The organism is Falsiroseomonas selenitidurans, assembly GCF_012103215.1.
GTDB classification, from domain to species: Bacteria; Pseudomonadota; Alphaproteobacteria; order Acetobacterales; family Acetobacteraceae; genus Falsiroseomonas; species Falsiroseomonas selenitidurans.
The window spans coordinates 110,162-135,318 of record NZ_JAAVNE010000001.1 but is presented as its reverse complement, the minus strand read 5'-3'; the positions used below and the strand labels follow the sequence as shown (position 1 = coordinate 135,318).

19 protein-coding genes are annotated in these 25,157 nt (G+C 72.9%); 12 read left to right on the top strand and 7 right to left on the bottom strand.

Annotation, left to right across the window (positions count from 1 at the left end; all coding sequences use genetic code 11):
- Positions 1-120: 120 nt before the first annotated feature.
- Both HEQ75_RS00580 and HEQ75_RS00575 read right to left on the bottom strand, forming a co-directional pair.
- On the bottom strand, positions 121-3,573 hold the full coding sequence (locus HEQ75_RS00580) for a glycosyltransferase WbsX family protein (RefSeq protein WP_168026962.1): 3,453 nt from the start codon (positions 3,571-3,573) through the stop codon (positions 121-123).
- Between the two features lie 166 nt (positions 3,574-3,739).
- Positions 3,740-5,053: a glycosyltransferase family 4 protein gene (locus HEQ75_RS00575; protein ID WP_168026961.1), complete on the bottom strand. Its 1,314-nt coding sequence runs from the start codon at positions 5,051-5,053 to the stop codon at positions 3,740-3,742.
- A 181-nt stretch (positions 5,054-5,234) separates the two neighbouring features.
- On the opposite strand from HEQ75_RS00575, the gene araD reads away from it, so the two are divergent.
- Entirely contained in the window at positions 5,235-6,983 is a 1,749-nt protein-coding gene (araD, locus tag HEQ75_RS00570; RefSeq protein WP_168026960.1) for an L-arabinonate dehydratase, read from the top strand.
- 97 nt (positions 6,984-7,080) lie between these two features.
- Here the strand turns inward: araD and HEQ75_RS00565 are convergent, their stop codons facing one another.
- Positions 7,081-8,247, bottom strand: a complete 1,167-nt coding sequence (locus tag HEQ75_RS00565; protein WP_235961155.1) for a glycosyl hydrolase family 8 — start codon at positions 8,245-8,247, stop codon at positions 7,081-7,083.
- 126 nt (positions 8,248-8,373) lie between these two features.
- A complete protein-coding gene (locus HEQ75_RS00560) occupies positions 8,374-9,579 on the bottom strand; it encodes a response regulator (protein ID WP_168026959.1) in 1,206 nt (401 codons plus the stop codon).
- A 244-nt stretch (positions 9,580-9,823) separates the two neighbouring features.
- On the opposite strand from HEQ75_RS00560, the gene HEQ75_RS00555 reads away from it, so the two are divergent.
- From HEQ75_RS00555 to glpD, 5 genes are all read left to right on the top strand, one after another.
- The gene (locus HEQ75_RS00555; protein ID WP_168026958.1) at positions 9,824-10,585 is read left to right on the top strand and encodes a response regulator transcription factor; all 762 of its coding nucleotides are present in this window, start codon (positions 9,824-9,826) and stop codon (positions 10,583-10,585) included.
- Between the two features lie 256 nt (positions 10,586-10,841).
- Positions 10,842-14,135, top strand: a complete 3,294-nt coding sequence (gene treS / locus HEQ75_RS00550) for a maltose alpha-D-glucosyltransferase (protein WP_209318277.1) — start codon at positions 10,842-10,844, stop codon at positions 14,133-14,135.
- A gap of 151 nt (positions 14,136-14,286) precedes the next feature.
- Positions 14,287-15,081, top strand: a complete 795-nt coding sequence (locus tag HEQ75_RS00545) for a response regulator (RefSeq protein ID WP_168026956.1) — start codon at positions 14,287-14,289, stop codon at positions 15,079-15,081.
- 1 nt (position 15,082) lies between these two features.
- Positions 15,083-16,447 carry a sensor histidine kinase gene (locus HEQ75_RS00540; protein ID WP_168026955.1) on the top strand — a complete coding sequence of 455 codons (1,365 nt, stop codon included), beginning with the start codon at positions 15,083-15,085 and terminating at the stop codon, positions 16,445-16,447.
- 109 nt (positions 16,448-16,556) lie between these two features.
- Positions 16,557-18,056, top strand: coding sequence for a glycerol-3-phosphate dehydrogenase (gene glpD, locus HEQ75_RS00535; RefSeq protein ID WP_168026954.1), 1,500 nt, complete (start codon positions 16,557-16,559; stop codon positions 18,054-18,056).
- A gap of 22 nt (positions 18,057-18,078) precedes the next feature.
- Here the strand turns inward: glpD and HEQ75_RS00530 are convergent, their stop codons facing one another.
- Positions 18,079-18,975 carry a LysR family transcriptional regulator gene (locus tag HEQ75_RS00530; protein WP_168026953.1) on the bottom strand — a complete coding sequence of 299 codons (897 nt, stop codon included), beginning with the start codon at positions 18,973-18,975 and terminating at the stop codon, positions 18,079-18,081.
- Between the two features lie 114 nt (positions 18,976-19,089).
- Between HEQ75_RS00530 and HEQ75_RS00525 the strand changes: the two genes are divergently transcribed.
- A complete protein-coding gene (locus tag HEQ75_RS00525) occupies positions 19,090-19,419 on the top strand; it encodes a DHCW motif cupin fold protein (protein WP_168026952.1) in 330 nt (109 codons plus the stop codon).
- A gap of 69 nt (positions 19,420-19,488) precedes the next feature.
- The gene (locus tag HEQ75_RS00520; protein ID WP_168026951.1) at positions 19,489-20,808 is read left to right on the top strand and encodes an aspartate aminotransferase family protein; all 1,320 of its coding nucleotides are present in this window, start codon (positions 19,489-19,491) and stop codon (positions 20,806-20,808) included.
- Between the two features lie 77 nt (positions 20,809-20,885).
- Here the strand turns inward: HEQ75_RS00520 and HEQ75_RS00515 are convergent, their stop codons facing one another.
- Together HEQ75_RS00515 and HEQ75_RS00510 are read right to left on the bottom strand one after the other, a co-directional pair.
- Positions 20,886-21,488, bottom strand: coding sequence for a nitroreductase family protein (locus HEQ75_RS00515; RefSeq protein WP_209318276.1), 603 nt, complete (start codon positions 21,486-21,488; stop codon positions 20,886-20,888).
- Between the two features lie 40 nt (positions 21,489-21,528).
- The gene (locus HEQ75_RS00510; protein ID WP_168026950.1) at positions 21,529-22,542 is read right to left on the bottom strand and encodes a Bug family tripartite tricarboxylate transporter substrate binding protein; all 1,014 of its coding nucleotides are present in this window, start codon (positions 22,540-22,542) and stop codon (positions 21,529-21,531) included.
- A gap of 99 nt (positions 22,543-22,641) precedes the next feature.
- Here HEQ75_RS00510 and HEQ75_RS00505 point away from each other — a divergent pair, with 99 nt between their 5' ends.
- The 4 genes from HEQ75_RS00505 to HEQ75_RS00490 all read left to right on the top strand — a co-directional run bounded on the left by HEQ75_RS00505 (position 22,642) and on the right by HEQ75_RS00490 (position 25,137).
- Positions 22,642-23,268, top strand: coding sequence for a nuclear transport factor 2 family protein (locus HEQ75_RS00505; RefSeq protein ID WP_168026949.1), 627 nt, complete (start codon positions 22,642-22,644; stop codon positions 23,266-23,268).
- Positions 23,269-23,401: 133 nt separating this feature from the next.
- On the top strand, positions 23,402-23,599 hold the full coding sequence (locus HEQ75_RS00500) for a hypothetical protein (protein ID WP_168026948.1): 198 nt from the start codon (positions 23,402-23,404) through the stop codon (positions 23,597-23,599).
- A 54-nt stretch (positions 23,600-23,653) separates the two neighbouring features.
- Complete coding sequence (locus tag HEQ75_RS00495) at positions 23,654-24,427, top strand: ABC transporter ATP-binding protein (RefSeq protein WP_209318275.1); 774 nt, start codon at positions 23,654-23,656, stop codon at positions 24,425-24,427.
- Positions 24,424-25,137 carry an ABC transporter ATP-binding protein gene (locus HEQ75_RS00490; RefSeq protein WP_209318274.1) on the top strand — a complete coding sequence of 238 codons (714 nt, stop codon included), beginning with the start codon at positions 24,424-24,426 and terminating at the stop codon, positions 25,135-25,137. The genes HEQ75_RS00495 and HEQ75_RS00490 overlap by 4 nt, the downstream gene beginning before the upstream one ends.
- Positions 25,138-25,157: the final 20 nt, after the last annotated feature.

The window sequence follows — 25,157 nt, the reverse complement described above, 5'->3', positions numbered from 1 at the left end:
ATGATCCGTCATCCTCCCCAGGCTGTCCAGTCTCACGAGACGGGCGAGACAGTCCTGCCAGCGCGGCCGGCCACCGTTTCTTTCCGATAAGGACAATCTCTTCTCGCCGGACTCGTCGCGTCAGCGCAGCTTGTGTCGCCTTGCGCGGCTCGGGTTGCGCGGTTTCGCACCTGGCGCCGCCTCGCCCTTCGCCACCGGTGCAACCAGCGGCTGCGGCGGCGGCGCGGGTGCCAGCCGCAGCAGGGCGATGCCCTGGAGATCGAGCGCGGCCGGCTCCTCGAGCGGTGCCGGCCGGCCCAGCGCCGCGGCCAGCGCCTCCCGCCGCCAGACCGTGGCGCCCGGCCGGGCCGCGCCAGCCTCGCGCGCCATGGCGAAGGGGGCCTCCGGCGCCGCCGCCAGCGCCGCCACCGCGCGGCGGAGGAAGCCGGCACCGGGCGCGAGCTCGGGATCGGCCAGCCACAGCAGGGCCGACTCGCTCGCCGCCAGCAGCGACGCCGCCTGCGCGCGCCAATCGCCCGGCGCCGCCGGCACCAGCTGGATCCGCCGCTGCCAGCGCCCGGCCGCGGTCAGCGCGCTCTCCGCCACGCGCGGGTCGGCGCCATCATCCAGCACCAGCACGGCCCGCACCGGCAGGTCCTGGCGGAAGACGGCATCCAGCCGGCTGGTCAGCATCCGGCCAGTGCCATGGCCGGCGATCGCCACCGTCAGGTCCGGCAGCCCGGGCAGCACCATCGCCCCGAGCGCGGCGGCGAAGGCATCGAGATCAAAGCGCTTCCGCGCCGCCTGGCGCCGTGCGGCGCGTACCGCCGGCGGATCCGGCGTCTCCAGCAGCCCGGCGGCGGCATGGGCGAACGCCTCCATGTCGCCCAGCGGCACGGCGGCGCCGCCGAAGGCGGTCGCCAGCGCGGCCGCCCCGCCGGCGCCCTCGAAGGCCAGCAGCCGCAGCCCGGCGGCCAGCGCCTCCTGCGCCACCAAGGGCAGTGGCGCCTCGCGCGCCGTCACGGCCAGCAGGTCCGCCGCTTCGAGCAGCGCGCCGGGGCGGGCCAGGTGCTCGACCAGGTGGAAACCGGCCTGCCGTGCCGCCGCCAGCTCCGCGCCCAGCCAGCCGCGCAGCACCGGGTCGGGCGAGCCGACCCAGGCCGCGGACAGCTGCGGGTCGGCGGCGCGCAGCCGGCGGAACAGCTGCAGGAACAGGTCGAAGCCATGCTGCAGGTCGCCCGGCCCGGCGCCCAGCAGCAGCCGTGCCTCCGGCGCGAGGCCGAGTTGCGCCCGCGCTTCCGCCGCAGCCCCGGCCGGCGCCAAGCCGACCGGCAGGCCCGGCTCCAGCAGGTGCAGCCGCGCTGCCAGCGCCGCCGGCAACTCCGCCGCAAGCGCCTCCTGCACCGCCTGCGCCGGCACCAGCGCCGCTTCGGCCTGGCGCAGCAGGCCGCGCAGCCCGCCCAGCAGGCCGCGGGTGCGCAACTCGCCCGGCATCTCCTGCACCAGCAGGGTGGTGGCGATGCCGCGCGGCTCGGCCAGCGGCAGCAGCCGGCTGGCGGCCGCGGTGGTCATCAGCGCCCGCCGCAGCCCCTCGCTGGCGGCGGCCGAAAGCGCGGCCTCGGCCTCCGCCGGGCCGGCCAGCACGGTCAGCGGGCCGAGCCGGGCGAAATCCTCCTCCAGCGGCCCGCCGGCCAGCAGCAGCACCTGCACCTGCACCCCGGTCTGTCGCCGCAACGCGGCCACGGCATCCAGCAGCCTTCGCGCCGCCTCCGTCTCCTCCGCATCGGCGGCGGCCAGCAGCAGGCCGGGGGCTTCCGCCGGCCGGGCGCCGACCACGGCCCGCGCGGTGGCGTTGAGGAAGGCGCCGCCATAATGCAGGTCGGGCTCCAGATAGGCGCCCTCGCACCACTCGTTCCACGCATTCACGCAGACCATCGGCTGGCCGAAGAAGGGCGTCCGGGTGGCACGCTCCACCAGTTCCGCCATCCAGGCCTCGTAGCTGGCGGGGCGGGCGCCGTGGATGATGACGGTGTTCTGCCCCTGCTTGCGCGGGTCGTTGTCCCAGCCCGGCACGGCGCATTTGATCAGCGGGAAGTCCGGCGCCGGTTCATCGAGCGAGGCGCGGACCACGTCCTCATAGGCGAAGACGGTGCCGGTGAAGTCGGGGTCCAGGTAGTCCAGGCTGGCGCTGATCGGCGTGCAGCGGCGGGCCAGCTTGTGCGGCGGGAATTCGATGGCGCCATCGAAGCCGAATTCGGTCGGGTCCACATCGTCGAAGGACTGGGTCATGACGAAGACCGGGTCCTCGCCATGGCTTTCCAGGAAGCGGCGGCGCCAGCCGGCGATGGTTTCCTTCGGCGCCGGGATCAGGCCGGCGCGGTAGACCATCAGCACCGGGCGGCCCTGCACGCGGATGTAGCGCGGGTCCGCGAAGTGGCGCGCCAACTCCGCCACCAGCACGGGCTCGTCCTCCGGCCGGTAATCCTGGCCCATCAGGATGTCGTTCTCGGCGCCGTCCCAGCGCCGCGTCCAGTTCTCGTTCGCCCACATCAGGGCGAAGGGCATGTCCAGGCTGCGATCGGCCAGGAAGGCGTCCACCGGCTTTTCCAGCAGCCGGTGGCCGTTGAAGCTGTACCAGTAGAAGATCCAGCCGCCGACGCCGCCGCGCTTCGCCATCTCAATCTGCCGGCGCATCACCGCCATGTCGGTCAGCGTGTAGTGGCCGAGGTCGCGCGGCACGCGGGGCTGGTAATGGCCGGCGAAGCGGGGCAGGGCGCGCGGCAGGTTGGTCCATTCGGTGAAGCCGCGGCCCCACCAGGCGTCGTTCTCCGCAATCGCGTGGAACTGCGGCAGGTAGTAGGCCAGCACCTGGGCGCGGGGCCGGGCGCCGTCGGGCAGGGGCCGCACCTCCTCGAATTCCGGCGCCGGGCGGGTGTTGCGCCGCACCTCGCGCGGGATGGTTGGCGTCTCCTGCGGCATGCGCGGGTGCACGCCGGGCTCGTGCCGGTGGCGCAGCCAGTGCAGCAAGGGCGCTTCCGTCGCGCGGCCGCCCATGTGGCGCTGCACGTAGTAGCGGCTGTCGAACTCCGGACCCGGCTCCCGGTCCTCCTGCCAGCCGAGCGTTACATAGTGCTGGTAGGGGTCGGCGCCGGCCCGCGCCACGTCGCGATAGGTGGCCAGGTAGAATTCGGCGTCGAATTCCGGGATCGGCGCCGCGCCGTGCTCCCGGTGGCGCAGGAAATGCGCCAGCGCGCGCTCCGCCGGAGCCAGGCCGTGGCGCGCGCGGTACCAGGCGGCGTCGAAATGCGGGCTCGGCCGGCGGCCTTCCTGGTCGCCATGCAGCACATAGTGAATGACCGGATCGAACCCCGCATCCCGCACATCCGGGTGCGCCGCCAGGTACCAGCCGGGATCGAGGTAGAAGCAGGGCGCGCGGCCCTGCGACCAGCCGAGCTCGAGGTAATGCGCCGCCGGGTCGGCGCCGGCATGGGCCACGTCGGCATTGTGGGCGGCATACCAGCCGGCATCGAAGACGCCGCTTTCGGCCAGCGCCTGCAGATCACGCGCGCGCCGTTCGGCGTCTCCATCCGGCATCGGGGGTCCTCGGCTGGTCAGAGGGTGTGGGAGAATCGAGTTGCTGCATGGAGGCCCGCCGATACCGCCGGGCTACGTCCTGTGACCTTGGCGCTTTCGGGCATGCATTCACAGACTCTCAGGCGAAGGGCGGGTGCGGCGGGGAAGCTTGGCGCCAGGGCTGTGCTTAATCCAAGGTCGAGCGGCCGGGAAGGCGCGCCGGCACCGCCGCCTCCTGTTCCGGCTCCGGCTCCCCGCCCGCTGCCAGCTTTTCCACCAGGTCGAGCTGCCGCGGCAGGCAGTGCCGGCGCAGATCGTAGCGGGCGATGATGTCGGCGCGGCCGGCGGCGGCGAGGCCGGCATGCTGTTCCGGTCGGGCCAGCACCTCCGCCACCGTCCGCGCCAGGCGGTCGGGATCGAAGAAGGGCACCAGCAGGCCGTTGCGCCCATCCTCGATCACCTCCTGCACCGGCGGGGTGGCGGAGCCGACGACCAGGGCGCCGCAGGCCATCGCCTCCAGCATCGACCAGGACAGCACGAAGGGATAGGTGAGGTAGACATGCGCCCGCGTCACGCGGAACAGGTCGTGCAGCGCGTCATGCGCGACACGGCCGGTGAAGTGGATGCGGGACAGGTCGAGCTGGCCTTCCAGCTCCGCCAGCATCTTCGCCTTCCAGCTCTCCGCCCCTTCCGGCTTCTTGCCGTAGGAGATCTCGTTGCCGCCGACCACCACGGCATGCAGCCCGGGCCGTTCCCGCTGCAGCCGGACCAGCGCGCGCAGGAAGCTGGGGAAGCCGCGATAGGGCTCGAGGTTGCGCGCGACGTAGGAGATCACCTCGTCGCCGCGGCGGAATTCGCGGCCCTCCGGGGTGCGGAAGACGGCGGCGGGGTTCGGCGCGCAGCGGTCGGTGTCCACGCCCTCATGCAGGCAGCTGATGCGCCGTCGCGCCCAGTCCGGGTAGCGGCTCCACTGCCAGCGGGTCGGGCTGACGCCCCAATCGGCCGCCTGCAGCGACACCAGCTGCGTGGCATTCAGCAGCCGCACCCGCGCCGCGTCGTCCAGCCCCACCGCCTGCGCCGGGTCGAAGCCGAGGTCCTGGCCGGTGGAGTTGTAGTAGAACTCCCAGTAGAACAGCGTGCGCGCCTGCGGGAAGACGTCCTTCAGGAACAGCCCCTCGCCCCAGCCGGGGTGGCAGACGATGATGTCCGGCCGCACCCCCTGGTCACGCAGCTTGACCAGCGCATTCGCCAGGTGCTGGCCGCGGCGGGTCGAGGCTTCGAGCGAGCGGAGGTAGCGATGCGTCTGCTCCCCGGCGCCGCGCGGCGCGCCATAGGGAACATACTGCACGCCCGGCGCGGCGTAGCCGGTCTTCTCGCCCAGGGCCCACACCCTGACGCCCTGGCGCTGCGCCAGGGCTGGCGCCAGATGGGCGTATTGGCCCGGGAAGTTCTGGTGGATGAACATCGCCTTGAGCGGGCGACGCGGCAGCAGCAAGGCCATGGGATCTCCGGCGGCGGGGCGGAATGACCCTGTGGTGGCGGCGGAGCGGGGTCAAGCCGACCCCTGGGCCACCCCGCCGGCCCGCCGGCGGGCTTCTCGCCTCGCCGCGGCGCTGGCAGATTTGCCGCCGGCGAGGTGCCGCCGGCCCAGGTCGCGGCCGGCCAGGGAAGGGAACGGGATGATGAGCGCAGGCGGGACGGGTGCCACGCGGAAACGGCCGGAGGAGCTGCGCAGCCACCGCTGGTTCGGCGTGGATGATCTGCGTGCCTTCGGCCACCGCTCCCGCATGCTGCAGATGGGCTTTTCCGAATCCGATTTCCGCGGCAAGCCGGTCATCGGCATCATCAACACCTGGTCGGAACTCAGCCCCTGCCACTTCCATTTCCGCACCCGGGCGGAGGAGGTGAAGCGCGGCGTCTGGCAGGCCGGCGGCTTCCCGGTAGAACTGCCGGCGCATCCCGTGACCGAGCAGTACATGAAGCCGACCAGCATGCTGTACCGCAACATGCTGGCGATGGAGACCGAGGAACTGGCCCGCAGCCAGCCCTGCGACGGGCTGGTGCTGCTGGGCGGCTGCGACAAGACGCCCCCGGGACTGGTGATGGGCGCGCTCTCCGCCGGGCTGCCCTTCATCTTCGTGCCCGCCGGGCCGATGAACAGCGGCAATTGGCGCGGCAAGTCGCTCGGCTCGGGCTCCGACGCCTGGAAATACCATGCCGAGCTGCGGGCGGGGACGATCACGCCGGCGCAGTGGAAGGACATGGAGGGCGGCATGGCGCGCTCCTTCGGCACCTGCATGACCGCCGGCACGGCGGCCACCATGATGCTGGCGGTGGAGGCGATGGGCCTGACCCTGCCGGGCGCCAGTTCGATTCCGGCCGCCGACAGCGCGCATCCGCGCATGGCGACCGAATCAGGCAAGCGCATCGTCGACATGGTCTGGGATGACGAAACGCCGGGCAAACTGCTCAGCCAGGGCAGCATCGACAACGCGGTGGCCGCCACCATGGCCTTCGGCGGGTCGACCAATGCCATCATCCACATCATCGCCATGGCGCGCCGCGCCGGGCTGGAGCTGGATCTCGAGCGTTTCGACGCGATCAGCCGCCGCGTGCCGCTGATCGCCAACCTGCGGCCGAATGGCGATACCTGGCTGATGGCGGATTTCTTCTTCGCCGGCGGGTCGCGCGCCTTCCTCAACCGGCTCGGCCCGCATCTGGACCTGACGGCGAAGACGGTGTCCGGCGCCACGCTGGGGGAGGACATCGCGGACGCCGATGTGTTCAACGAGGAGATCATCCGGCCGCTCGACCGCCCGTTGCAGGCGGAGGGCGGGCTGGCGGTGCTGAAGGGAAGCCTGGCGCCGCGCGGCGCCGTCATCAAGACCAGCGCGGCGGACCCGCGGCTGCTGACCCATACCGGCCCGGCCGTGGTCTTCGAGAACTATGCCGACCTGAAGAAGCGGCTCGACGACCCGGATCTGGAGGTCACGGCCGACAGCGTGCTGGTGATGAAGTCCGGCGGGCCGCAGGGCGGGCCTGGCATGCCGGAATGGGGGATGATGCCGATTCCGCAGAAGCTGCTGAAGCAGGGGGTGCGCGACATGGTGCGCCTGTCCGACAGCCGCATGTCCGGCACCAGCTACGGCACCTGCGTGCTGCATGTGGCGCCCGAGAGCCATGTCGGCGGGCCCCTGGCGCTGGTGCGGGATGGCGATTTGATTCGGCTGGACGTGCCGGGCCGCCGGCTGGACCTGCTGGTGGAGGAGGCGGAGATGGCGCGTCGCCGGGCGGCCTGGCAGAAGCCCGCGCCGCGCTACGCCCGTGGCTGGACGGCGATGTACCTGGAGCAGGTGACCCAGGCGGATGAGGGCTGCGACCTGCGCTTCCTGGAAGCCGGGGCGCCGACGCCGGAGCCGGACATCTACTGATCCGCGGGGCCTGAAGGGCCCGGCTTCAGGCCCGCAGTCGCCGGCGCCGCGCCTGGCTCGCCGCCTCGTCGCCTTGGCGGCGGGCCTGCCCCGGGCATCAGGCCGCGGCGCCCTGGGCGGTGGCGAACTGGGCGCGCGGATTCTCCCGCAGCGCCAGCCGGGCCAGCATGGCCAGCGCCGCCGAATAGTAGTCCGGGCTGCGCGCGATGGCGGGCAGCGGGCGGTTCATGAGGCGGTTCATGCCGGTGGCCGTCGCGACATCCGCCACCGCCTCGATGCCGGCGGGGGCGGAATAGGGCGCCAGGTGGCCGCTGCGCAGGTCGGTCCAGGCCGGGCGCACCGGCATCCAGGGGTCGTTCCAGAACTGGGTCGCGGCCCGCAGCGCCGGCTCGTTGGTCAGGCCGCTCCAGGCCAGGTGCAGCGGCACCCGCACCGCGTCGAAGGAAAAGCGCGCCGGCCAGCCTTCCGCCGGCTGCACCGTGCTGCCGCCGCGGCCGATCTCCACCCAATCCGCCGGCAGGCCCCAGCGGCCGAAGCGGGTGGCCCGGAGCACGCCGAGGCCGTCATCCATCACCCGGCCCCAGGCGCGGTCCGGCACGGCGCGGCTGAGCGCGGCGAGGGCCGGGAAGGCGTAGTAGGAGGGGTTCAGCACCACGCGGTCGGCGTGCTGGAAGCCGAAGGCGGCGGGCAGCAGCAGGGTGCGGCCATCCACCTCGACCACCAGCTTCTGCAGGATGGCCTGTGCCATGCGCTGGCCCTCGCGGCGCCAGCCGGGCTCCAGCCAGCGTTCCGCGGCGCGCAGCAGGGCCCAGGCAATGTACAGGTCACCATCGGTGGCGTTGTTGGTGTCCTCCACCGGCTTGCGGGCATCGGGGCGATAGCGCCACGCATGCAGCCCGTCCGGCCGGCGCAGATTGGTGCGCGTCCAGTGGTAGATGCGCTCGAAGGCGGGCCGGTCCTCGAAGGCCTCGGCGAACAGCATGGCGTAGCCCTGGCCCTCGCTGTGCGAGATGCCGCCATTGCCGGTGTCCACCACGCGACCATCCGGCGCCACGAAGCGGTCGCGGAAGGCGCGCCACTGCACCGCCGGATCCTCCGAGGTCTCGACCGGCGCGCCGGGTCCGGTGCCGACGCCGCAGGCCGGGGTGAGCACCAGGGCGGCGGTGGACAGCGCCAGCAGGGTGCGGCGGGCCATCCGGGCCAGGCGGGGGGCGCCTTCCTCGGCGGGGTGCGGTTCGGGCAGGCAGCTGGATTCGGTCAGCATGGCAGGGGCATCCATCAGGGCAGGGCTCGCCATCCCCGGCATTGGTGGATGCCGGGCGCGCGCCACGAAAAGGGGAGGGTCGGACCGGCGGCGGGCCTCGGCCCGCCGCGGAGCAACGGGCCGCGGTCAGCCGCCGCGCAGCAGCAACCGGGCGCGCAGCCCGCCTTCCGGCAGCGGCCAGGCGTCCAGCCGCCCGCCCTGCAGCGCCGCCAGGCGGCGGGCGATGGCGATCGGCAGGCGCTGGCTGGTCTCGGTCTCGTCGATCTGCGGCAGGCCCGGCTCGGCGGGCCGGATCACCAGATCGAGCCGCGCCTGGCCGCCGCCGGCATCGATGGCGAGATCCGCCAGCGCGGCGGCGGGCTGGCTGCCCATGGCGAGCCCGGCCAGCAGGTGCATGGCGCGGACCAGCCGGTTGGCGTCCAGCATGAAGGCCGGGTCGGCATCCGGCTGCAGGATGATGCGCCGGCCGCAGCGCAGGCCGATCTGCCCGAGCCGCGTGGCCACCGCGCCCAGCAGCCCATGGGCGGAGATCGGGGCGCGCTGGACCTGGGCGGTGCCGGCTTCCAGCGCCGCGATGTCCATCAGGTCGTCCAGCAGTGCCAACAGGCGCCGCGGCTCGCCGGCCGCGGCCTCCACCTGCGGGGCGGCGCGCAGCAGGTCGCCCAGCGGACCGCGCAGGTCCCGTGCGATCTGGCCGATGCCGTTGCCGGCCGCATCCAGGCGCTGCGCCAGGGTGTGCAGCAGCGCCTCCGCCGCGCGGGTCGGGTTCAGCGGCTCCGCCTCCTGCGCGAAGGCGGGGCGGTCGGGCAGGCCGAAGATCGGCGGCATGCTCCAGGAGGGGCGGGCGCTGCCGCGGCGCAGCGTGGCGCGGCTCAGCGCATCCTGCACCATGCGCGCCAGGTCGGCGCCGCGCATCGGCTTCTGCAGCAGCCCGAAGGCGCCGATGCGTGCCGCCGCCATGCCATGCGCCGAGGCCGCGTAGCCGGTGACCAGCACCACCTCCAGCGCCTCCGCCTCGCCACGGCCGCGCAGCGCCGCCTCGGCCAGGGCCAGGCCGTCCATGCCCGGCATGCGGATGTCGCTGACCAGGGCGGCGATGTCCGGCCGGCCCCGCAGCACCGCCAGCGCCGCATCGGCGGAGCCGGCGGACAGCACGGTCAGGCCGCGGCGGCCGAGCGAACTGGCCAGCTCCTCCAGCACCTCAACCTCGTCATCCACCACCAGCACGGCGTAGGGCGTGGCGAGGGCGGGCAGGGACAGGCTCTGGGCGGAGCTGTCGAGGCGCAGGGCACCGGGCTGGGTCGCGCTGCGCAGGCCGATCGGCATGTTCATGGGGGCGGCTCCGTCCTACAGGTCTCGGTTCGAGGCGTTGGGCGGAAGCCGAAGGATCGGACCGCCCCGTGTTGGCGGACCAATGAATGAAACGTTAACCCGTCGTCGTGTTGTCGCGTTTGGTGGTAACAAATCTCGCTTTTGCTGAGACTGCCGCTCGACGTCGCGCCGCGTCCTCGGGTAGATGTCTGCGTCGGCGCGTGTCTCCATTTGCGGAAACGCCGCGCTTCCCGGGAGACAAAGCATGACGATGCGGACATCCGCCGCGCGCCCGGGCCTGACCGAGGCGCGGGCCGAGGAGCCGGCCCTGGGCCAGGCGCTGACCCCGCTGGTGCTGCTGGCGGATGACGAGCGTGAACTGACGGACGAGATGGCCGCCTATCTGGCGCGCTACGGCCTGCGCACGCTGGTCGCCAATTCCTTCGCCGCGGCGCTGGCGATCGTGGAGACGCAGCGGCTGGACGCCATCATCCTGGACCAGCGGCTGGGTCCGGTGGACACGCTGCCGCACCTGCCGGAATTGCGGGCGCGCACCGATGCGCCGATCCTGATCGTCACCGGCAACCGGGAGGAGACGGATCGGGTGCTGGGGCTGGAACTCGGCGCCGATGATTTCCTGGTGAAACCGGTCTCCGGCCGTGAATTGGTGGCCCGCCTGCGCGCCCGAATCCGCCGGCCCGGCCATGCCACCCTGCCGCCGCCGCGGCGCGATCGCTGGCGCCTGCAGCCGGTGGAACGCCGGGTGGTACGCCCGGATGGCAGCCTGCTGGAGCTGACCGGCGCGGAGTTCGACCTGCTGGCGGCGCTGGCCGCCCAGCCGGGGGAGGTGCAGACGCGGGAAGCCCTCACCCAGCAGGTGTTCCGCCGTGCCTGGCGGCCCGGCGACCGGGCGGTGGACAATGCCGTGCTGCATCTGCGCCAGAAGCTGGCGCCGGAGCTGGGTGAGCGCTGCATCATCACGATCCGCCAGGTCGGCTATGTCTTCATCGGCTTCCCGAACAGCTGACGCGGCTGCCCCGCGCCGTCCAGAATAGCGAGACATTGGACGACATTTCGGCGCTTCGTCGCCGCCCCGCCCCGCCCTGGCGGTGACGCCGGCGGCTGATCACGGTCCCGAAACTTGCCGTGGCCGGCCCGAGGGGCGACACATCCGCCAGGAAGTTCGGCCCCGGCGGCCCGGCCCACCGTGGTGGCCGGCGGGCCGGCATGGCGGAACGATGCGGCGGGCCTCGCGTTGCCGCCGCTTGACCAAGGGGAACGGCATGGCCAACGGAAGGCGCGCAGGAAAGCCAGGGACGGAGCGCGAGGCGCTCTGGTGGCGCGATGCCGTGATCTACCAGCTCCATCCCAAATCCTTCATGGACGGCAATGACGACGGCATCGGCGACTTCGCCGGGCTGATCGCGCGGCTCGACCATGTGGCGGGGCTCGGCGCCGATGCCATCTGGCTGCTGCCCTTCTATCCATCGCCCCGGCGGGACGATGGCTACGACATCAGCGCCTACACGGATGTCCACCCGGATTACGGCATCATGGCGGATTTCCGCCGCCTGGTGCGGGAATCGCATGCCCGCGGGCTGAAGGTGATCACCGAGCTGGTGATCAACCACACCAGCGACGAGCATCCCTGGTTCCAGCGCGCCCGCAACGCGCCCAAGGGGTCCTGGCAGCGCGAATTCTATGTCTGGTCGGACGACCCCAAGCGTTATGACGGCACCCGCATCATCTTCCTGGATACGGAGAAGTCGAACTGGGCCTGGGACCCGGTGGCGCAATCCTACTACTGGCATCGCTTCTACAGCCACCAGCCGGACCTGAACTTCGACAATCCCCGGGTGCTGGAAGCGGTGCTGCGCGTCATGCGCTTCTGGCTGGACATGGGCGTGGACGGGCTGCGCCTGGACGCCGTGCCTTACCTGGTGGAGCGTGACGGCACCAACAACGAGAACCTGCCGGAGACGCACGACATCCTGAAGCGCATCCGCGCGGCGCTGGAGGATGCCTATCCGAACCGGATGCTGCTGGCCGAGGCGAACCAGTGGCCGGAGGATGTGCAGGCCTATTTCGGCGATGGCGACGAATGCCACATGTGCTTCCACTTCCCCCTGATGCCGCGGATGTACATGTCCGTGGCGCAGGAGGACCGCTTTCCCGTCACCGACATCCTCCGCCAGACACCCGAGATCCCGGAGGGCTGCCAATGGGCGGTCTTCCTGCGCAACCACGACGAGCTGACGCTCGAGATGGTGACCGATTCCGAGCGCGACACGCTGTGGTCGGTCTATGCGGCGGATCGCCGGGCGCGGCTCAACCTCGGCATCCGCCGGCGCCTGGCGCCGCTGATGGAGCACGACCGCCGGCGGATCGAGCTGATGAACGGCCTGCTGCTGTCGATGCCCGGCACGCCGGTGATCTACTACGGCGACGAGATCGGCATGGGGGACAATGTCTTCCTGCGCGACCGCGACGGCGTGCGCACGCCCATGCAATGGTCGCCGGATCGCAATGGCGGCTTCTCCCGCGTCGATCCGGCGGCGCTGGTGCTGCCGGTGATCCAGGACCCGATGTACGGGTTCCAGACCGTCAATGTCGAAACCCAGTCGCGCGACTCCCACAGCCTGCTGAACTGGACGCGCCGCATCCTGGCGGTGCGCCGGCGCTCGCGTGCCTTCGGGCGCGGCACCATGCGGCTGCTGTATCCGGGCAACCGCAAGGTCCTGGCCTATCTGCGGGAACATGAGCACGACGTGGTGCTGTGCGTGTTCAACCTCTCCCGCGCCGCGCAGGCGGTGGAGCTGGACCTGTCCGGCCTGGCCGGGCGGGTGCCGGTGGAGATGCTGGGCGGCACGCCCTTCCCGCCGGTCACCGGCACGCCCTATCGGCTGACCCTGCCGCCCTATGGCTTCCTGTGGTTCCTGCTGGCCGAGGATGCCCAGCTTCCCGCCTGGCACAGCCCGGCCCCGCAGCCGCTGCCCGAGCTGCGCACGCTGGTGGCGCCGGCGGACCTGGCCGGCCAGCGCGCCCAGCCGCTGATCGACGAGGCGCGCCGGGTGCTGGAGCGTGAGGTGCTGCCGGAATGGCTGCGCCGGCGCCGCTGGTTCGGCCTGAAGGACCACGCCATGGCGGCGCCGCCGCGCTTCGTCTACGCTGTGCCCTTCGGCCGGCAGCCGCTGATGCTGATGGCGGAGCTCGACGTGCCGGAGGGCGGCGGGCGCTGGACGCTGCCGATGGCCCGCATCGGCGTGGAGGAGGAGGCGCTGCCTGCCGGCCAGCTGGCCCTGGCGCGGCTTCGCCAGGGGCCGCGCGTCGGCCTGCTGACCGATGCCATGGCGGTGGACGGCTTCGTCCGCGCCGTGCTCGCGGCCTGCCGCGAGGGCCAGTCCCTCGCCACCCCGCAGGGCGAGATCCGCTTCACCGCCACCGCGGTGCTGCGCGAGATGGCGCTGGCGGAGGTGCCGGAAGTGCGCCGGCTGGGCGTGGAGCAGAGCAACTCCACCGTCATCATCGGCGAATGCGTGGTGCTGAAGCTGTTCCGCCGCGTGCTGCCCGGGCGCCATCCCGAGGCGGAGATGGCGCGCTACCTGACCGACCAGAGCTATCCCGGCACGCCGGCGCTGCTGGGCGAGGTGGTGCGCACCGACAAGGACGGGCTGGCGCACACGCTGATGGTGCTGCAGGCCTTCGTGCGCAACCAGGGCGACGCCTGGGGCTGGACGCTGGACTGGCTGGCCCGCACGGTGGACGAGGCCGCGCTGACCGAGGCGGAGCCGGATGAGCCGCTGGCCGGCTACCTGCCGCTGGCGGAGGCCGTCGGCCGGCGCCTGGCGCAGCTGCATCTGGTGCTGGCCCGGCCCTCCGAGGATCCGGACTTCGCGCCGGAGGCGGCCGACGGGCCGATGGTCGCCGCCTGGATCGACCAGACGCGGGCGATGCTGGACCGCGCCCTGGACCAGCTGGCCCGGCCGGGCCTGGAAGGGGAGGCGGCGGACCTCGCCGGCTGGCTGCTGGAGCGGCGCGACCGCCTGGTGCGCGCACTGGACCATGCCGCCCCGCTGCCGGACGGCATGGCCGCCACCCGCATCCATGGCGATTTCCACCTGGGCCAGGTGCTGGTCTCGCCGGGCGATGCGGTGATCCTGGATTTCGAGGGCGAGCCGGCGCGGCCGCTGGAGGCGCGGCGGGCCAAATCCTCGCCGCTGCGCGATGTCGCCGGGCTGCTGCGCAGCCTGGACTATGCCGCCGCGGTGGCGGCCGCGACGGAGGAATCGGCCACCGCCACCGTCGCGCCCACGCCGCGGCGCGCGGCGCTGATCCGGCGCTGGCGGCAGGCGGCGGAGCTCGCCTTCCTGGCTGCCTACAACCAGGCATGGGAGGCCGAGGCCGGGCCGGTGCCGGCGGGCGCCGCCGCGGCGCTCGACCTGTTCCTGCTGGAGAAGGCGGCCTATGAGGTGGGCTACGAGATCGCCAACCGCCCCGCCTGGCTGCCGGTGCCGCTGCGCGGCCTGGCCACCATCGCCGGCCGCCTGCTGGGGGAGCCGCCGCCCGAGCCGGGATGAGGCCCCGCCGCGGCGCGGCGGCCGGACCGTGTCGCGGCGGCCGGACCGTGTCGCGGCGCGGCGGCTGGACCGTGTCGCGGCGCGGCGCGCTGCAACCAATCGATACGTGCCGCAAGCCGCGCGTAACGCAAGTTGCGCCTAAGCTCGGCGCATGAACGAGCTGTCCGCCGACCCCGCCTTCGACCCCTGCTCGCCGGAGGCCCCGGGCCCGTCGGCCCGCCATCCGCATGTCGCGATCGTCGAGGACGACCGGGAGATCGCCGCCCTGGTCGCCGGCTTCCTGCAGAGCCGCAACCTGACCGTCTCCTGCGCCGGCAACGCCCGGCAGCTGGACCGCCTGCTGCGAAGCCAGCGCATCGATGTCCTGCTGCTGGACGTGATGCTGCCGGAGGAGGACGGCATCGCCATCTGCCGCCGCCTGCGGCTGGCGCCGGAGACGGCGGAGCTGCCGATCCTGCTGGTCTCCGCCCTCGGCAGCGAGGTGGACCGGGTGAAGGGGCTGGAGATCGGCGCCGACGACTATGTGGTGAAGCCCTTCAGCCCGCCGGAGCTGCTGGCCCGCATCCGCGCCCTGCTGCGCCGGGCGGACATGACCACGCGCCGCGCCAGCGTGGCGCCCTGCATCCTGTGCTTCGATGGCTGGCGCCTGGACCTGCGGCGGCACGCGCTGCACATGCCGGACGGCACCCGCGTGCCGCTGACCAGCGGCGAGTTCGGCCTGCTGGGCATCTTCGCCCGCCAGGCGCAGCGCATCCTCTCCCGCGACCATCTGCTGACCCAGCTCTATGGCCGCAATGCCGGGCCGGCGGACCGCAGCATGGACATCCTGGTCAGCCGCCTGCGCCGCAAGATCGAGCCCGACCCGCGCGACCCGACGCTGATCCGCACCGTCCGGCATGGCGGCTACGTCTTCACGCCCGAAGTCACCGCCCTGGCGGAAGGCTGACATGCGCGCCGCCCTGGCGCGCCTGGCGCCGCGCAGCACCGCGCGCCAGGTGGCGCTGGTGGTCGGTGCCGTGGCGCTGCTGTCCAACCTGCTGCTGCTGGGCGCCTGGCGCTGGCTGGATCCGGCCGGGCTGCTGCCGGGCCCGGTGCGGCAGCTGGAATCGGAGGTGGTCGTCACCCTGCGCGGCCTGCTCGGCGCGGCGCCGGAGGACCGCCCGGCGCTGCGCCGCGCCGCCGCCCGGCAGGGTTTCGACCTGCTGCCCCTGGCCGAAGCCCCGGCGGGGGATCCGCCGCATTCGCCGATCGGGCAGGGGCTGGAACGCGCCCTGCTGCGCGAGGGCCTGGTGCGGCGCGCCGGCTTCGCCGCGGAGCCGCCAGGCCGGCCCTGGGGCGGCAGCGCGGAGCCGCCGCCGCTGCAGCTCTGGCTGGAACTGGCGGATGGCAGCCTGCTGCGCTTCGGCATCTCCGGCGCCCGGCTGGCGGAAGCCAGGCCCAGCCCGCTGCTGCCCTCCACCTCCTTCCTGCTGCTGGTCGGGCTGCCGCTGGTGCTGGTGCCGCTCTGGGCGGCGCGGCGCGTCACCGGCCCGCTGACCCGCCTGGCGCGGATGGCCGAGAGCGTCGGGCTGGAGGGGCGGGCGGACGCGCCAGTGCTGCCGGAGACCGGGACCACGGAGGTGCGGCAGGTGGCGGCGGCGATCAACCGGCTGCTGGAGCGGTTGCGGCGCGACCTGGAGGAGCGCCGGCGCCTGCTGGCCGGCATCAGCCACGATCTGCGCACGCCGCTGACGCGGCTGCATCTGCGGGTGGATGCGATGCCGCCGGATGCGCTGCGGGCCCGGCTGATGCTGGATGTGCGGGCCATGGAATTGCTGGTCGAATCGGCCCTCGGCCTGCTGGAGACGGAATTGCGGCCGGAGGCGGCGGAACGGCTGGACCTGGCCGTGCTGGCCGAGACGGTCTGCGACGGCTTCGCCGATGCCGGGCTGGATGTCCGCTTCGAGGGCCCGCCCCACTGCGCGGTGCTCGGCCAGCCCCGCGGGCTGGAACGCGCCCTGGCCAATCTGGTGGACAATGCAGTGAAGCACGCCGGCGGCGCCCGGCTGCTGCTGTCGGTCCGGCCCGGCCAGATCAGCCTGGCGGTGGAGGATGACGGCCCCGGCATGGCGGAGGCGGAGCTGCCGCTGGCCACGCGGCCCTTCCAGCGCGGCGCCGCCGGCCGGGGCGCGCAGGGCAACGGGCTGGGCCTCGCCATCGTCGCCGGCGTGGCGCGGGCGCATGGCGGCCAGCTGCGCCTGGCCAACCGCCAGCCGCGCGGCTTCCGGGCGGAGCTGCTGCTGCCGGAACTGGACGCCGGCAGCGCCGCGTAGCACACCCGGCCGCGCGGGCGCGGGGTTGCGCCGGCGCTGGCGGGTCGTCCGGCACGGGCGATCCCCCAGCGGGGGGATCCGGACGGCGGCGGCCCGGGGCGGGTCGGGGATGGGCGGTGCGGTTGAGATGACGGCGGATTGCGACCTTCTCGTCATCGGCGGCGGCATCAATGGCGTCGGCATCGCCCGCGATGCGGCCGGGCGCGGCCTGTCCGTCTGCCTGGTGGAGCGCGGCGACCTGGCGGGCGGCACCTCCTCCAACTCCTCCAAGCTGGTGCATGGCGGGCTGCGCTACCTGGAGCACTACGCATTCCGCCTGGTGCGGGAAGCGCTGGCGGAGCGCGAGGTGCTGCTGCGCATCGCGCCGCATATCGTGTGGCCGATGCGCTTCGTGCTGCCGCACCGGCCGGCGATGCGGCCGCGCTGGATGATCCGCGCCGGGCTATTCCTCTATGACCACCTGGCCCGGCGGGTCAGCCTGAAGGCGGCGGAGGGGCTGGATTTCCGGCAGCACCCCTATGGCGCGCCGCTGGCACCGGCCCTGACCGCCGGCTTCGCCTATTCCGACTGCTGGGTGGAGGATTCGCGGCTGGTGGTGCTGAACGCGCGCGATGCGGCGCGACGCGGCGCGGCCATCCGCACCCGCACCGCCTTCGTGGGGGCGGCGCGGGACGGCGAGGGCTGGACGGTGCGGCTGCGTGGCGCGGATGGCTCCGAGGAGACGCTGCGCTGCCGGGCGCTGGCCAATGCCGCCGGACCCTGGGTGATGGCGGCGCAGGACGCGACCCATGCCCGGCGGGCCGGCAGCGTCCGGCTGATCCGCGGCAGCCACATCGTGCTGCCCGCGCTGTATGCGGGCGACCAGGCCTATATCCTGCAGCATGACGACCGCCGGGTGGTCTTCGTCATCCCCTACCAGGGGCGCTTCTCCCTGGTCGGCACCACGGATGTGCCGCATGAGGGCGATGCCGCCACGGCGCATTGCACGCCGGCGGAGGCCGAATACCTCTGCGCCGCCGTCAGCCGGCAGTTCCGCCGCGCCGTGACGCCGGCCGGCATCGTCTGGTCCTATGCTGGCGTGCGGCCGCTGTATGACGACGGATCGGACGATCCCTCCGCCATCACGCGGGACTATGTGCTGAAGCTGGACGCGGCGGGCGCGCCGCTGCTCAGCATCTATGGCGGCAAGATCACCACCTATCGCCGGCTGGCGGAGGAAGCGGTGGACCGGATCGCCGGCACGCTGGGGCGCAGCGCGCCGGCCTGGACCGCCAGCGCGGCGCTGCCCGGCGGTGCCTTCGGCGGGCTGGACCTGCCGGGCTTCGAGGCCGCGATGCAGGCCCGCTTCCCCTGGATGCCGGCGCCGCTTTGCGCCCGGCTGGTGCGCGCCTATGGCAGCGACCTGCCGGCGCTGCTCGGCGATGCCGCCAGCCTTGCCGATCTTGGCCGCGACCATGGCGCCGGGCTGACGCAGCGCGAGGTGGATTGGCTGGTGCGGGAGGAATGGGCGATGACGGCCGACGACATCCTGTGGCGCCGCTCCCGCCTCGGCCTGCACATGACGGCGGCGGAGCGGGAGGCTTTCGCCGCGGCGATGGGCGCCGGCTGATCCGCTACGGCGCGGCGCCCGCTCAGCCCGCCTGTTCCAGCGCCCGCGCCAGGCTGGCCGAAAGCGCCTCCGCCGCCGCAGGCAGGCGCCGCCCGCGCCGCGCCAGCAGGGCGACACGGCCGCCATTCAGCAGCGGGTCCGCCAGCGGCACCGCGCGCACCTTGCCCAGCGCCAGGTGCAGCGCCAGCACCCGCGGCACCATCACCGCAACACCCTTGCCATCGGCCACGAAGGCGGCGGCGACATGCGCGGAATTGGTCTCCAGCACCGGGCGGATCGGCGCCCGGGCGGCGCGGCAGGCGGTGTCGAACAGCGCCCGCGAACTGCCGAGATGCGACGGCGCCACCAGCGGCAGGCCGGCCAGATCGGCCAGCGTCAGGCTGGCGGCATCGGCCAGCCGGTGGCCCGGCGCCAGCATCACCGCCAGTGGTTCCGGCGCCGAGGCCAGCACCTCCACCTCCGGATCCGCGCCGGGGTTGAAGGCGATGCCGAGGTGGCAGGTGCGGTCGTGCAGCGCGGCCAGGATCGCCTCCGACCCCACCACCGCCACATCCAGGGTCACCGCCGGATAGGCGCTGCGGAAGGCCGCCAGGGCGCCGGCCAGGCCGCTGGCGGCGAAGCTTTCCACCAGCCGCAGCACCACATGGCCGCGGCGCACGCCGCGCAGCGCATCGAGGTCGGCGCGCAGCCGTTCCGTCAGCTGCGTCGCTTCCCGCCCATGGTGCAGCAGGATCTCGCCCGCTGGCGTCAGCCCGACGCCGCGCGCGCCGCGTTCCAGCAGCTGCACGCCGAGATCCTCCTCCAGCTGCTGGATGCGGCGGCTGATGGCGGATTGGGCCAGGCGCAGGCGCTGCGCGGCCTCCCGCATCGAGCCGGCCTGGGCGACGGCGAGGAAGCAGCGCAGGCCAGGTGGCAGCATGGGAGCACTCCGGTTCCGATGCTTCGTTGGCATCGTCTCTGCCTAGAGTTTCCCTGACTGGCATCGCCGTCAACCGTCTGGTATCCATCTGGTGTTCAGGAGGCGGGGCGAATCATGATCATCGAGGGCGTGCCCTTCCAGGTGGCGGATTGGTCCGGCTGGCCGGAAACCCGCCATGCGGGGGAGACCGGCTTCGCACTGTGGCGCACCTTGGAAGTGGGCAACATCCGCGTCCGCATGGTGGTGTATTCGCCCGGCTACATGGCCGACCACTGGTGCTCCCGCGGCCATGTCCTGCTGGTGCTGGAGGGCGAGCTGGTGACGGAGCTGGCCGATGGCCGCGTCTTCACCATGCGCGCCGGCTGTTCCTACCAGGTGGCGGAGAATGCCGAGCCGCATCGCAGCCACACCACGGGCGGGGCGAAGCTGTTCATCGTTGACTGAGCCTGCGGCGCCGGATTGAGCCGGCGGCGCTGGCCGCCTAGCCTGGGCGGCCAAGCAAGGAGACCGCCCATGTCCGGCCGCAACGCCCTGCTCGAGGATGCGCTGGTCGAGGCGCGGGAAGGCTACGCCACCCGCCGCCCCGCCAGCGCCGCGCGCCACGCGCAGGCGGCGGAGGTGATGCCCGGCGGCAATACCCGCAGCGTGCTCTATCACGGCCCCTTTCCCTTCACCGCGGAGGGCGGGGAGGGCTGCCGGCTGCGCGACCTGGACGGGCACAGCTATGTCAGCATGATCGGCGAATACACCGCCGGCCTGTTCGGCCACTCGCACCCGGCGATCCGCGCCGCCGTGCTGCGGGCGCTGGACACCGGGGTGAACCTGACGGCGCACAACCCCTTCGAGGCGCGCTTCGCGCGGATGGTGCGGGACCGCTTTCCCGCCCTGCAACAGCTGCGCTTCACCAATTCCGGCACCGAGGCCAATCTGCTGGCACTCGGCTGCGCCACCATCGCAACCCGGCGCCGCACCATCCTGGGCTTCCAGGGCGGCTACCATGGCGGGCTGATGACCTTCGGCCTGGGCGGCCCCGGCGCCAACCCGCTGAACGTGCCGCACCCGGTGCTGCTGGCGCCCTATAACGACCTGGCAGCGGCGCAGGCCCTGGCGCGCGCCCATGCCGGCGACCTGGCGGCCATCATCCTGGAGCCGATGCTGGGCAGCGGCGGCTGCATCCCGGCCGGCCAGGGCTTCCTGGAAGGGCTGCGCGCCCTGGCGGAGGAGACCGGCGCGATCCTGATCTTCGACGAGGTGATGACCAGCCGCCTCGCCCCCGGCGGCCTGCAGGAAGCCACCGGCGTGATGCCGGACCTGACGACGCTGGGGAAATATGTCGGCGGCGGCATGTCCTTCGGCGCCTTCGGCGGCCGTGCCGACCTCATGGCGATGTTCGACCCCGGCCGGCCGGATGCGGTGGCGCATGCCGGCACCTTCAACAACAACACCCTGACCATGTCGGCAGGCCTTGCCGCGCTGGGCGAGATCTACACGCCGGCGGTCGCGCATGCCCACAACGCGCGCGGCGAGGCGCTGCGCGCGGCGTTGCAGGCAGCGGCCGGCGACCTGCCGATCTGCGTCACCGGCCGCGGCAGCATGATGGCCTTCCACTTCATGGCGCAGGCCCCGCGTGACGCCGCGGAGGCCGCCGCGGGCAACCAGGCGTTGAAGGAGTTGCTGTTCCTCGACCTGCTGGATCGCGGCTACTACATCGCGCGGCGCGGCATGGTGGCGCTGTCATTGATGGTGGGGGAGGCCGAATGCACCGGCTTCGTGGAAGCCTTCGCTGATTTCTGCGAGATCCGCGGGGCGCTGGTGCGGGAGGCGGTGGGGTAGGGGCAAGCCCCCCGCCCCGACCAGCCTTCGCGTCGGGGCAAGGCCGCCGCCCGCGCCGGCGGCCTTGGCGCTCGGCCTCAGAGCTTCACCGGCGTCCCGTATTGCCCGGCATGGGCGAATTCCGCGATCGGCTTGCGCAGCCGCGGCAGAACCTCACGCTCCGCCAGCTTCTCCGGCAGCAGGGACGGCGCGCCGACGGTGCCGAAGGCGATGGCGGCGACCGGCTCATGGCCTTCCGGCACGCCGAGCTCCGTTCGCGCCCGCTCCAGGTCGATGCCGCGCATCTGGTGGCTGCCGAGGCCGAGTTCCACCGCCTGCAGCGCCATCTGCGCCACCGCCTGGCCGAGGTCGTACATCGCCACCGCATTGGGCGTGCCATTGGCGGCGAAGGTGGTGCGGTGGAAGCAGAACATCAGCAGACCGGCCTTCGGTGCCCAGGCCTGGTTGTTCACGCTCAGCAGCGAGGCGAGCCTGGCGAAGGCCTCCGGCTCCGCGTCGCGGCGGGCGGTGATGAAGACCCAGGGCTGCTCGTTGAAGCAGGAAGCCGCCCAGCGCGCGGCTTCCAGCAGGCTGGCTTCCTGCGCCGCCGTCACCGGCGCGTCGGTGAAGGCGCGCGGGCTCCAGCGCTGCTGCATCAGGCTGTTGATCGGGTGGGCGACGGGGGCGGTGCGGTCGGTCAAGAATCGTATCCTTCAAGCAGGCCGGCCGTGGCCGGCGCCGTCACTGCCGCTCCATGCCGGTGCGGGCGACGGTCTCGGCCCAGCGGGCCATTTCGGCATGCACCGTCGCACGGGTCTGCTCCGGTGTGCCAGGGGCGCGTGGCGTCAGGCCCAGCGCGGCGAGCCGGGTCTGCAACTCGGCATTGCCGTGCATCTGCTGCGCCGCGGCGGTGATGCGGGCCACCACCGGCGCGGGCGTGCCGGCGGGGGCGCCGATGGCATACCAGGTGACGATGTCGAAGCCCGGCTGGCCCCCCGCTTGACCCCCGGCCTGGCCCAGCGCCTCGGCCACCGTCGGCACCTCCGGCAGCAGCGGCGACCTTGTGCCGGAGGTGATGGCCAGCGCGCGGACCTCGCCGCCGCGGATCTGGCCGAGCACGGCGGAGGCGGTCTCGGCCACCACCTGCACCTCGCCGTTGCGCAGCGCGATGATGGCGGCCGGGGTGCCGCGATAGGGCACATGCGTCATGCGGAAGCCGCCGGCGGATTGCACCGCCTCGGCCACGAAATGCTGGGTGGAGCCGACGCCGACGGTGGCGAAGTTGATGGCATCCGGCTGCGCCTTGGCCTGCGCGATCAGCGCCGCCAGGTCCTTCGGCCCGTTCGGCCCGGCCAGGATCACCAGGCCGGTGGAGGCCACCATGGCCACCGGCATGATGTCGGCGCGCGGGTCGTAGGGCAGGCTGCGGTACAGCGCGGCGGAGACGGCGAAGCCGTTGTTCAGCAGCATCAGCGTATGGCCATCATTGGCCCGCGCCAGGGTGTTGGCGGCCAGCGTGCCGCCGGCGCCGGGGCGGTTTTCCACCACCACGGGCTGGCCCCAGGCGGCGGACATGTGCGGTGCCAGCAGCCGCGCCACGATGTCCGTGGTGCCGCCGGCGCCGAAGCCCTGGATGAAGCGCACCGGCCGGTCCGGCCAGGCCGCCTGCGCGCCGGCGCCACGCGGCAGCAGCAGCAGGCCGGGCAGGGCGAGTGCGGCGCGGCGGGTGAGGCTGTGGAGGTTCCCTCGGGTCATGGACATTTCCCCTGCGCTATTGCAATCGTTTGTTGCCTTCCCCTTACGGCAGTGTCACCGCGCGTCAAGTCTTTTGCCGCGCCCAACCCGGAGTGCCCCATGTCCGAGACCGCCTTCCTCCGTCGCCTGCAGGTCGCCGAACTGGTGCAGAACTGGGCGGTGTGGCGCGATGCCGGCGACTGGGACCGCTTCGCCACCTGCTGGCACGATGACGGGCGGATGATGGCCACCTGGTGCCAGGCCTCGGCGGCGGATTTCATCGCCGCCTCCAAAGCCGGCTGGGCGCGCGGGGTCTCCATCCTGCATTTCCTCGGCGGCTGCTCGGTCGACCTCGCCGGGTCACGGGCCATTGCCCAGACCAAGATGACGATCAGCCAGCGGGCGGAGGTCGATGGGGTGCTGGTGGATGTCGTCTGCACCGGCCGCTTCCACGACTTCATCGAGGAACGCGAGGGCCCCGGGGGCAGGCGCTGGGGCATCGTGCTGCGCCAGCCGATCTACGAGAAGGACCGGATGGACCCGGTGGACCCGGCCGCCCGGCTGGAACTGGACCCGGCCCTGCTGGCCCGTTTCCCGGAAGGCTACCGCCACCTGGCCTATCTGCAGACCCGGATCGGCTACACGGTGAAGACCGACATGCCCGGGCTCACGGGCGAAAGGGTGCAGGCGCTGTATGCCGCCGGCCGCGCCTGGCTGGCCGGCGCGCCGCATGGCTGGGCGGAATAGATCAATTTTTCAACAAGATATTAATCGAAGCTGGTGTCATATGCTCATCACGGCTCTGCCCGATGGCTGTCGTCTTGCCGGGGTAGGAGCAACCCGCGAAGGGCCGCGCCGTTGGGGGCGCGAGGAGATGGGCATGGACGATCAGGCATTCCGGCGCGAAAGACTGCTCGCCTCCGGCCTGCTGCGGGAGGTCACGCCGGGCGAGGAGGCGGCGCTGTGGCGCTTCATGGCGGAGCGCGCGGCACCGACCTCCCTGGACCGGCCGCCGCCCATGCCGCGTCCGCCGGCGCGGGCCGCGGATCGGACCATCTTGTCGGTGCGGACCGCTTAATCTTATCCACGCGGTTGCTTCCGGGGCGGCCGGGGGCGTTGTAGCCTCCGCGGGATGATTGCCCCGATCCTTGAGATCCGCGGCCTCTCCCGCCGCTTCGGCGGGGTGGTGGCGCTGGACGGCCTGGACCTTGCGGTCCGGCCTGGCACCGTGACGGCCCTGATCGGCCCGAACGGCGCCGGCAAATCCACCGCCTTCCAATGCATCTCCGGCGTCATCCGCCCCGATTCGGGGCAGGTGCGGCTGGATGGCCGGGACATCACCGGCTGGCGGCCGGACCGCATCACCGGCGCCGGCCTGGTGCGCAGCTTCCAGATCGCGCGCGGCATCCCCCGCCTCACGGTGCTGGAGAACCTGCTCCTGTATGGCCCGGCACAGCCCGGCGAGGGTGTGGCCGCCGCCATCCTGCGCCCCGCCGCGATGCGGGCGCGGGAGGAGGCGCTGCGCGAACGCGCCAAGGCCGTGGCGGCGCGGCTGAACCTGACCCGGGTGCTGGACAACCAGGCCGCGGCGCTGTCCGGCGGCCAGAAGAAGCTGATGGAAATCGGCCGCGCGCTGATGGCCGAGCCACGCCTGCTGCTGCTGGACGAACCCGTGGCCGGGGTGAACCCCAGCCTGTCCGCCGAGATCGCCAGCCATATCGCGAGCCTGCGCGATGAGGGCATGACGGTGCTGATCGTCGAGCACCACATGGATTTCATCGCCTCGCTCTGCGACCCGGTCATCGTCATGGCGGAAGGGCGGCGCCTGACGGAGGGCAGCTTCGCCGAGGTCGCGGCCGATCCGCGGGTGCAGGAAGCCTATATGGGCGGGCGGGTGCACGCATGACCGCGCTGCTGGAGGTGGAGGGCCTGGTCGGCGGCTATGGCGCGGCGGATGAGATCCTGAAGGGCATCGACCTCGCCCTGCCGGCGCGCCGCATGGCGGCGATCGTGGGTCCCAATGGCGCCGGCAAATCCACGCTGCTGAAGGCCATCGCCGGGCTGCTGAAGCCGAAGGCCGGCGGCATCCGGCTGGAGGGCAGGGCGCTCGGCGGCCTGCCGCCGCGCAGCATCGCCGCCGCCGGCATCGCCTTCGTGCCCCAGGAAGCCAACATCTTCCCCAGCCTCTCGGTGCGGGAGAATCTGGAGATGGGCGGCTACCTGGAGCCCCGCGCCACCGTGGCGCAGCGGGTGGAGGCGCTGTTCGCGCGCTTTCCCATGCTGGCGGAAAAGCGCCGCCGTGCCGCGCGCACCCTGTCCGGCGGGCAGCGGCAGATCCTGGCCATGGGCATGGCGCTGATGGTGGCGCCGAAGCTGCTGCTGCTGGACGAGCCCTCGGCCGGGCTCAGCCCCAAGGCGGCGCAGGGGCTGTTCGACGACATCGCCGCCATCCACGCCGAAGGCACCGCCATCCTGATGGTGGAGCAGAATGCGCTGGAGGCACTGGCCATCGCCGAGGACGGCATCGTGCTGGTGGATGGCCGCGTCGCCCGCACCGGCCAGGCGGCCGCGCTGGCGGCGGACCCCGAGGTGCGCCGCCTGTTCCTGGGCGGCTGAGCGCAACGACAAGACAACGC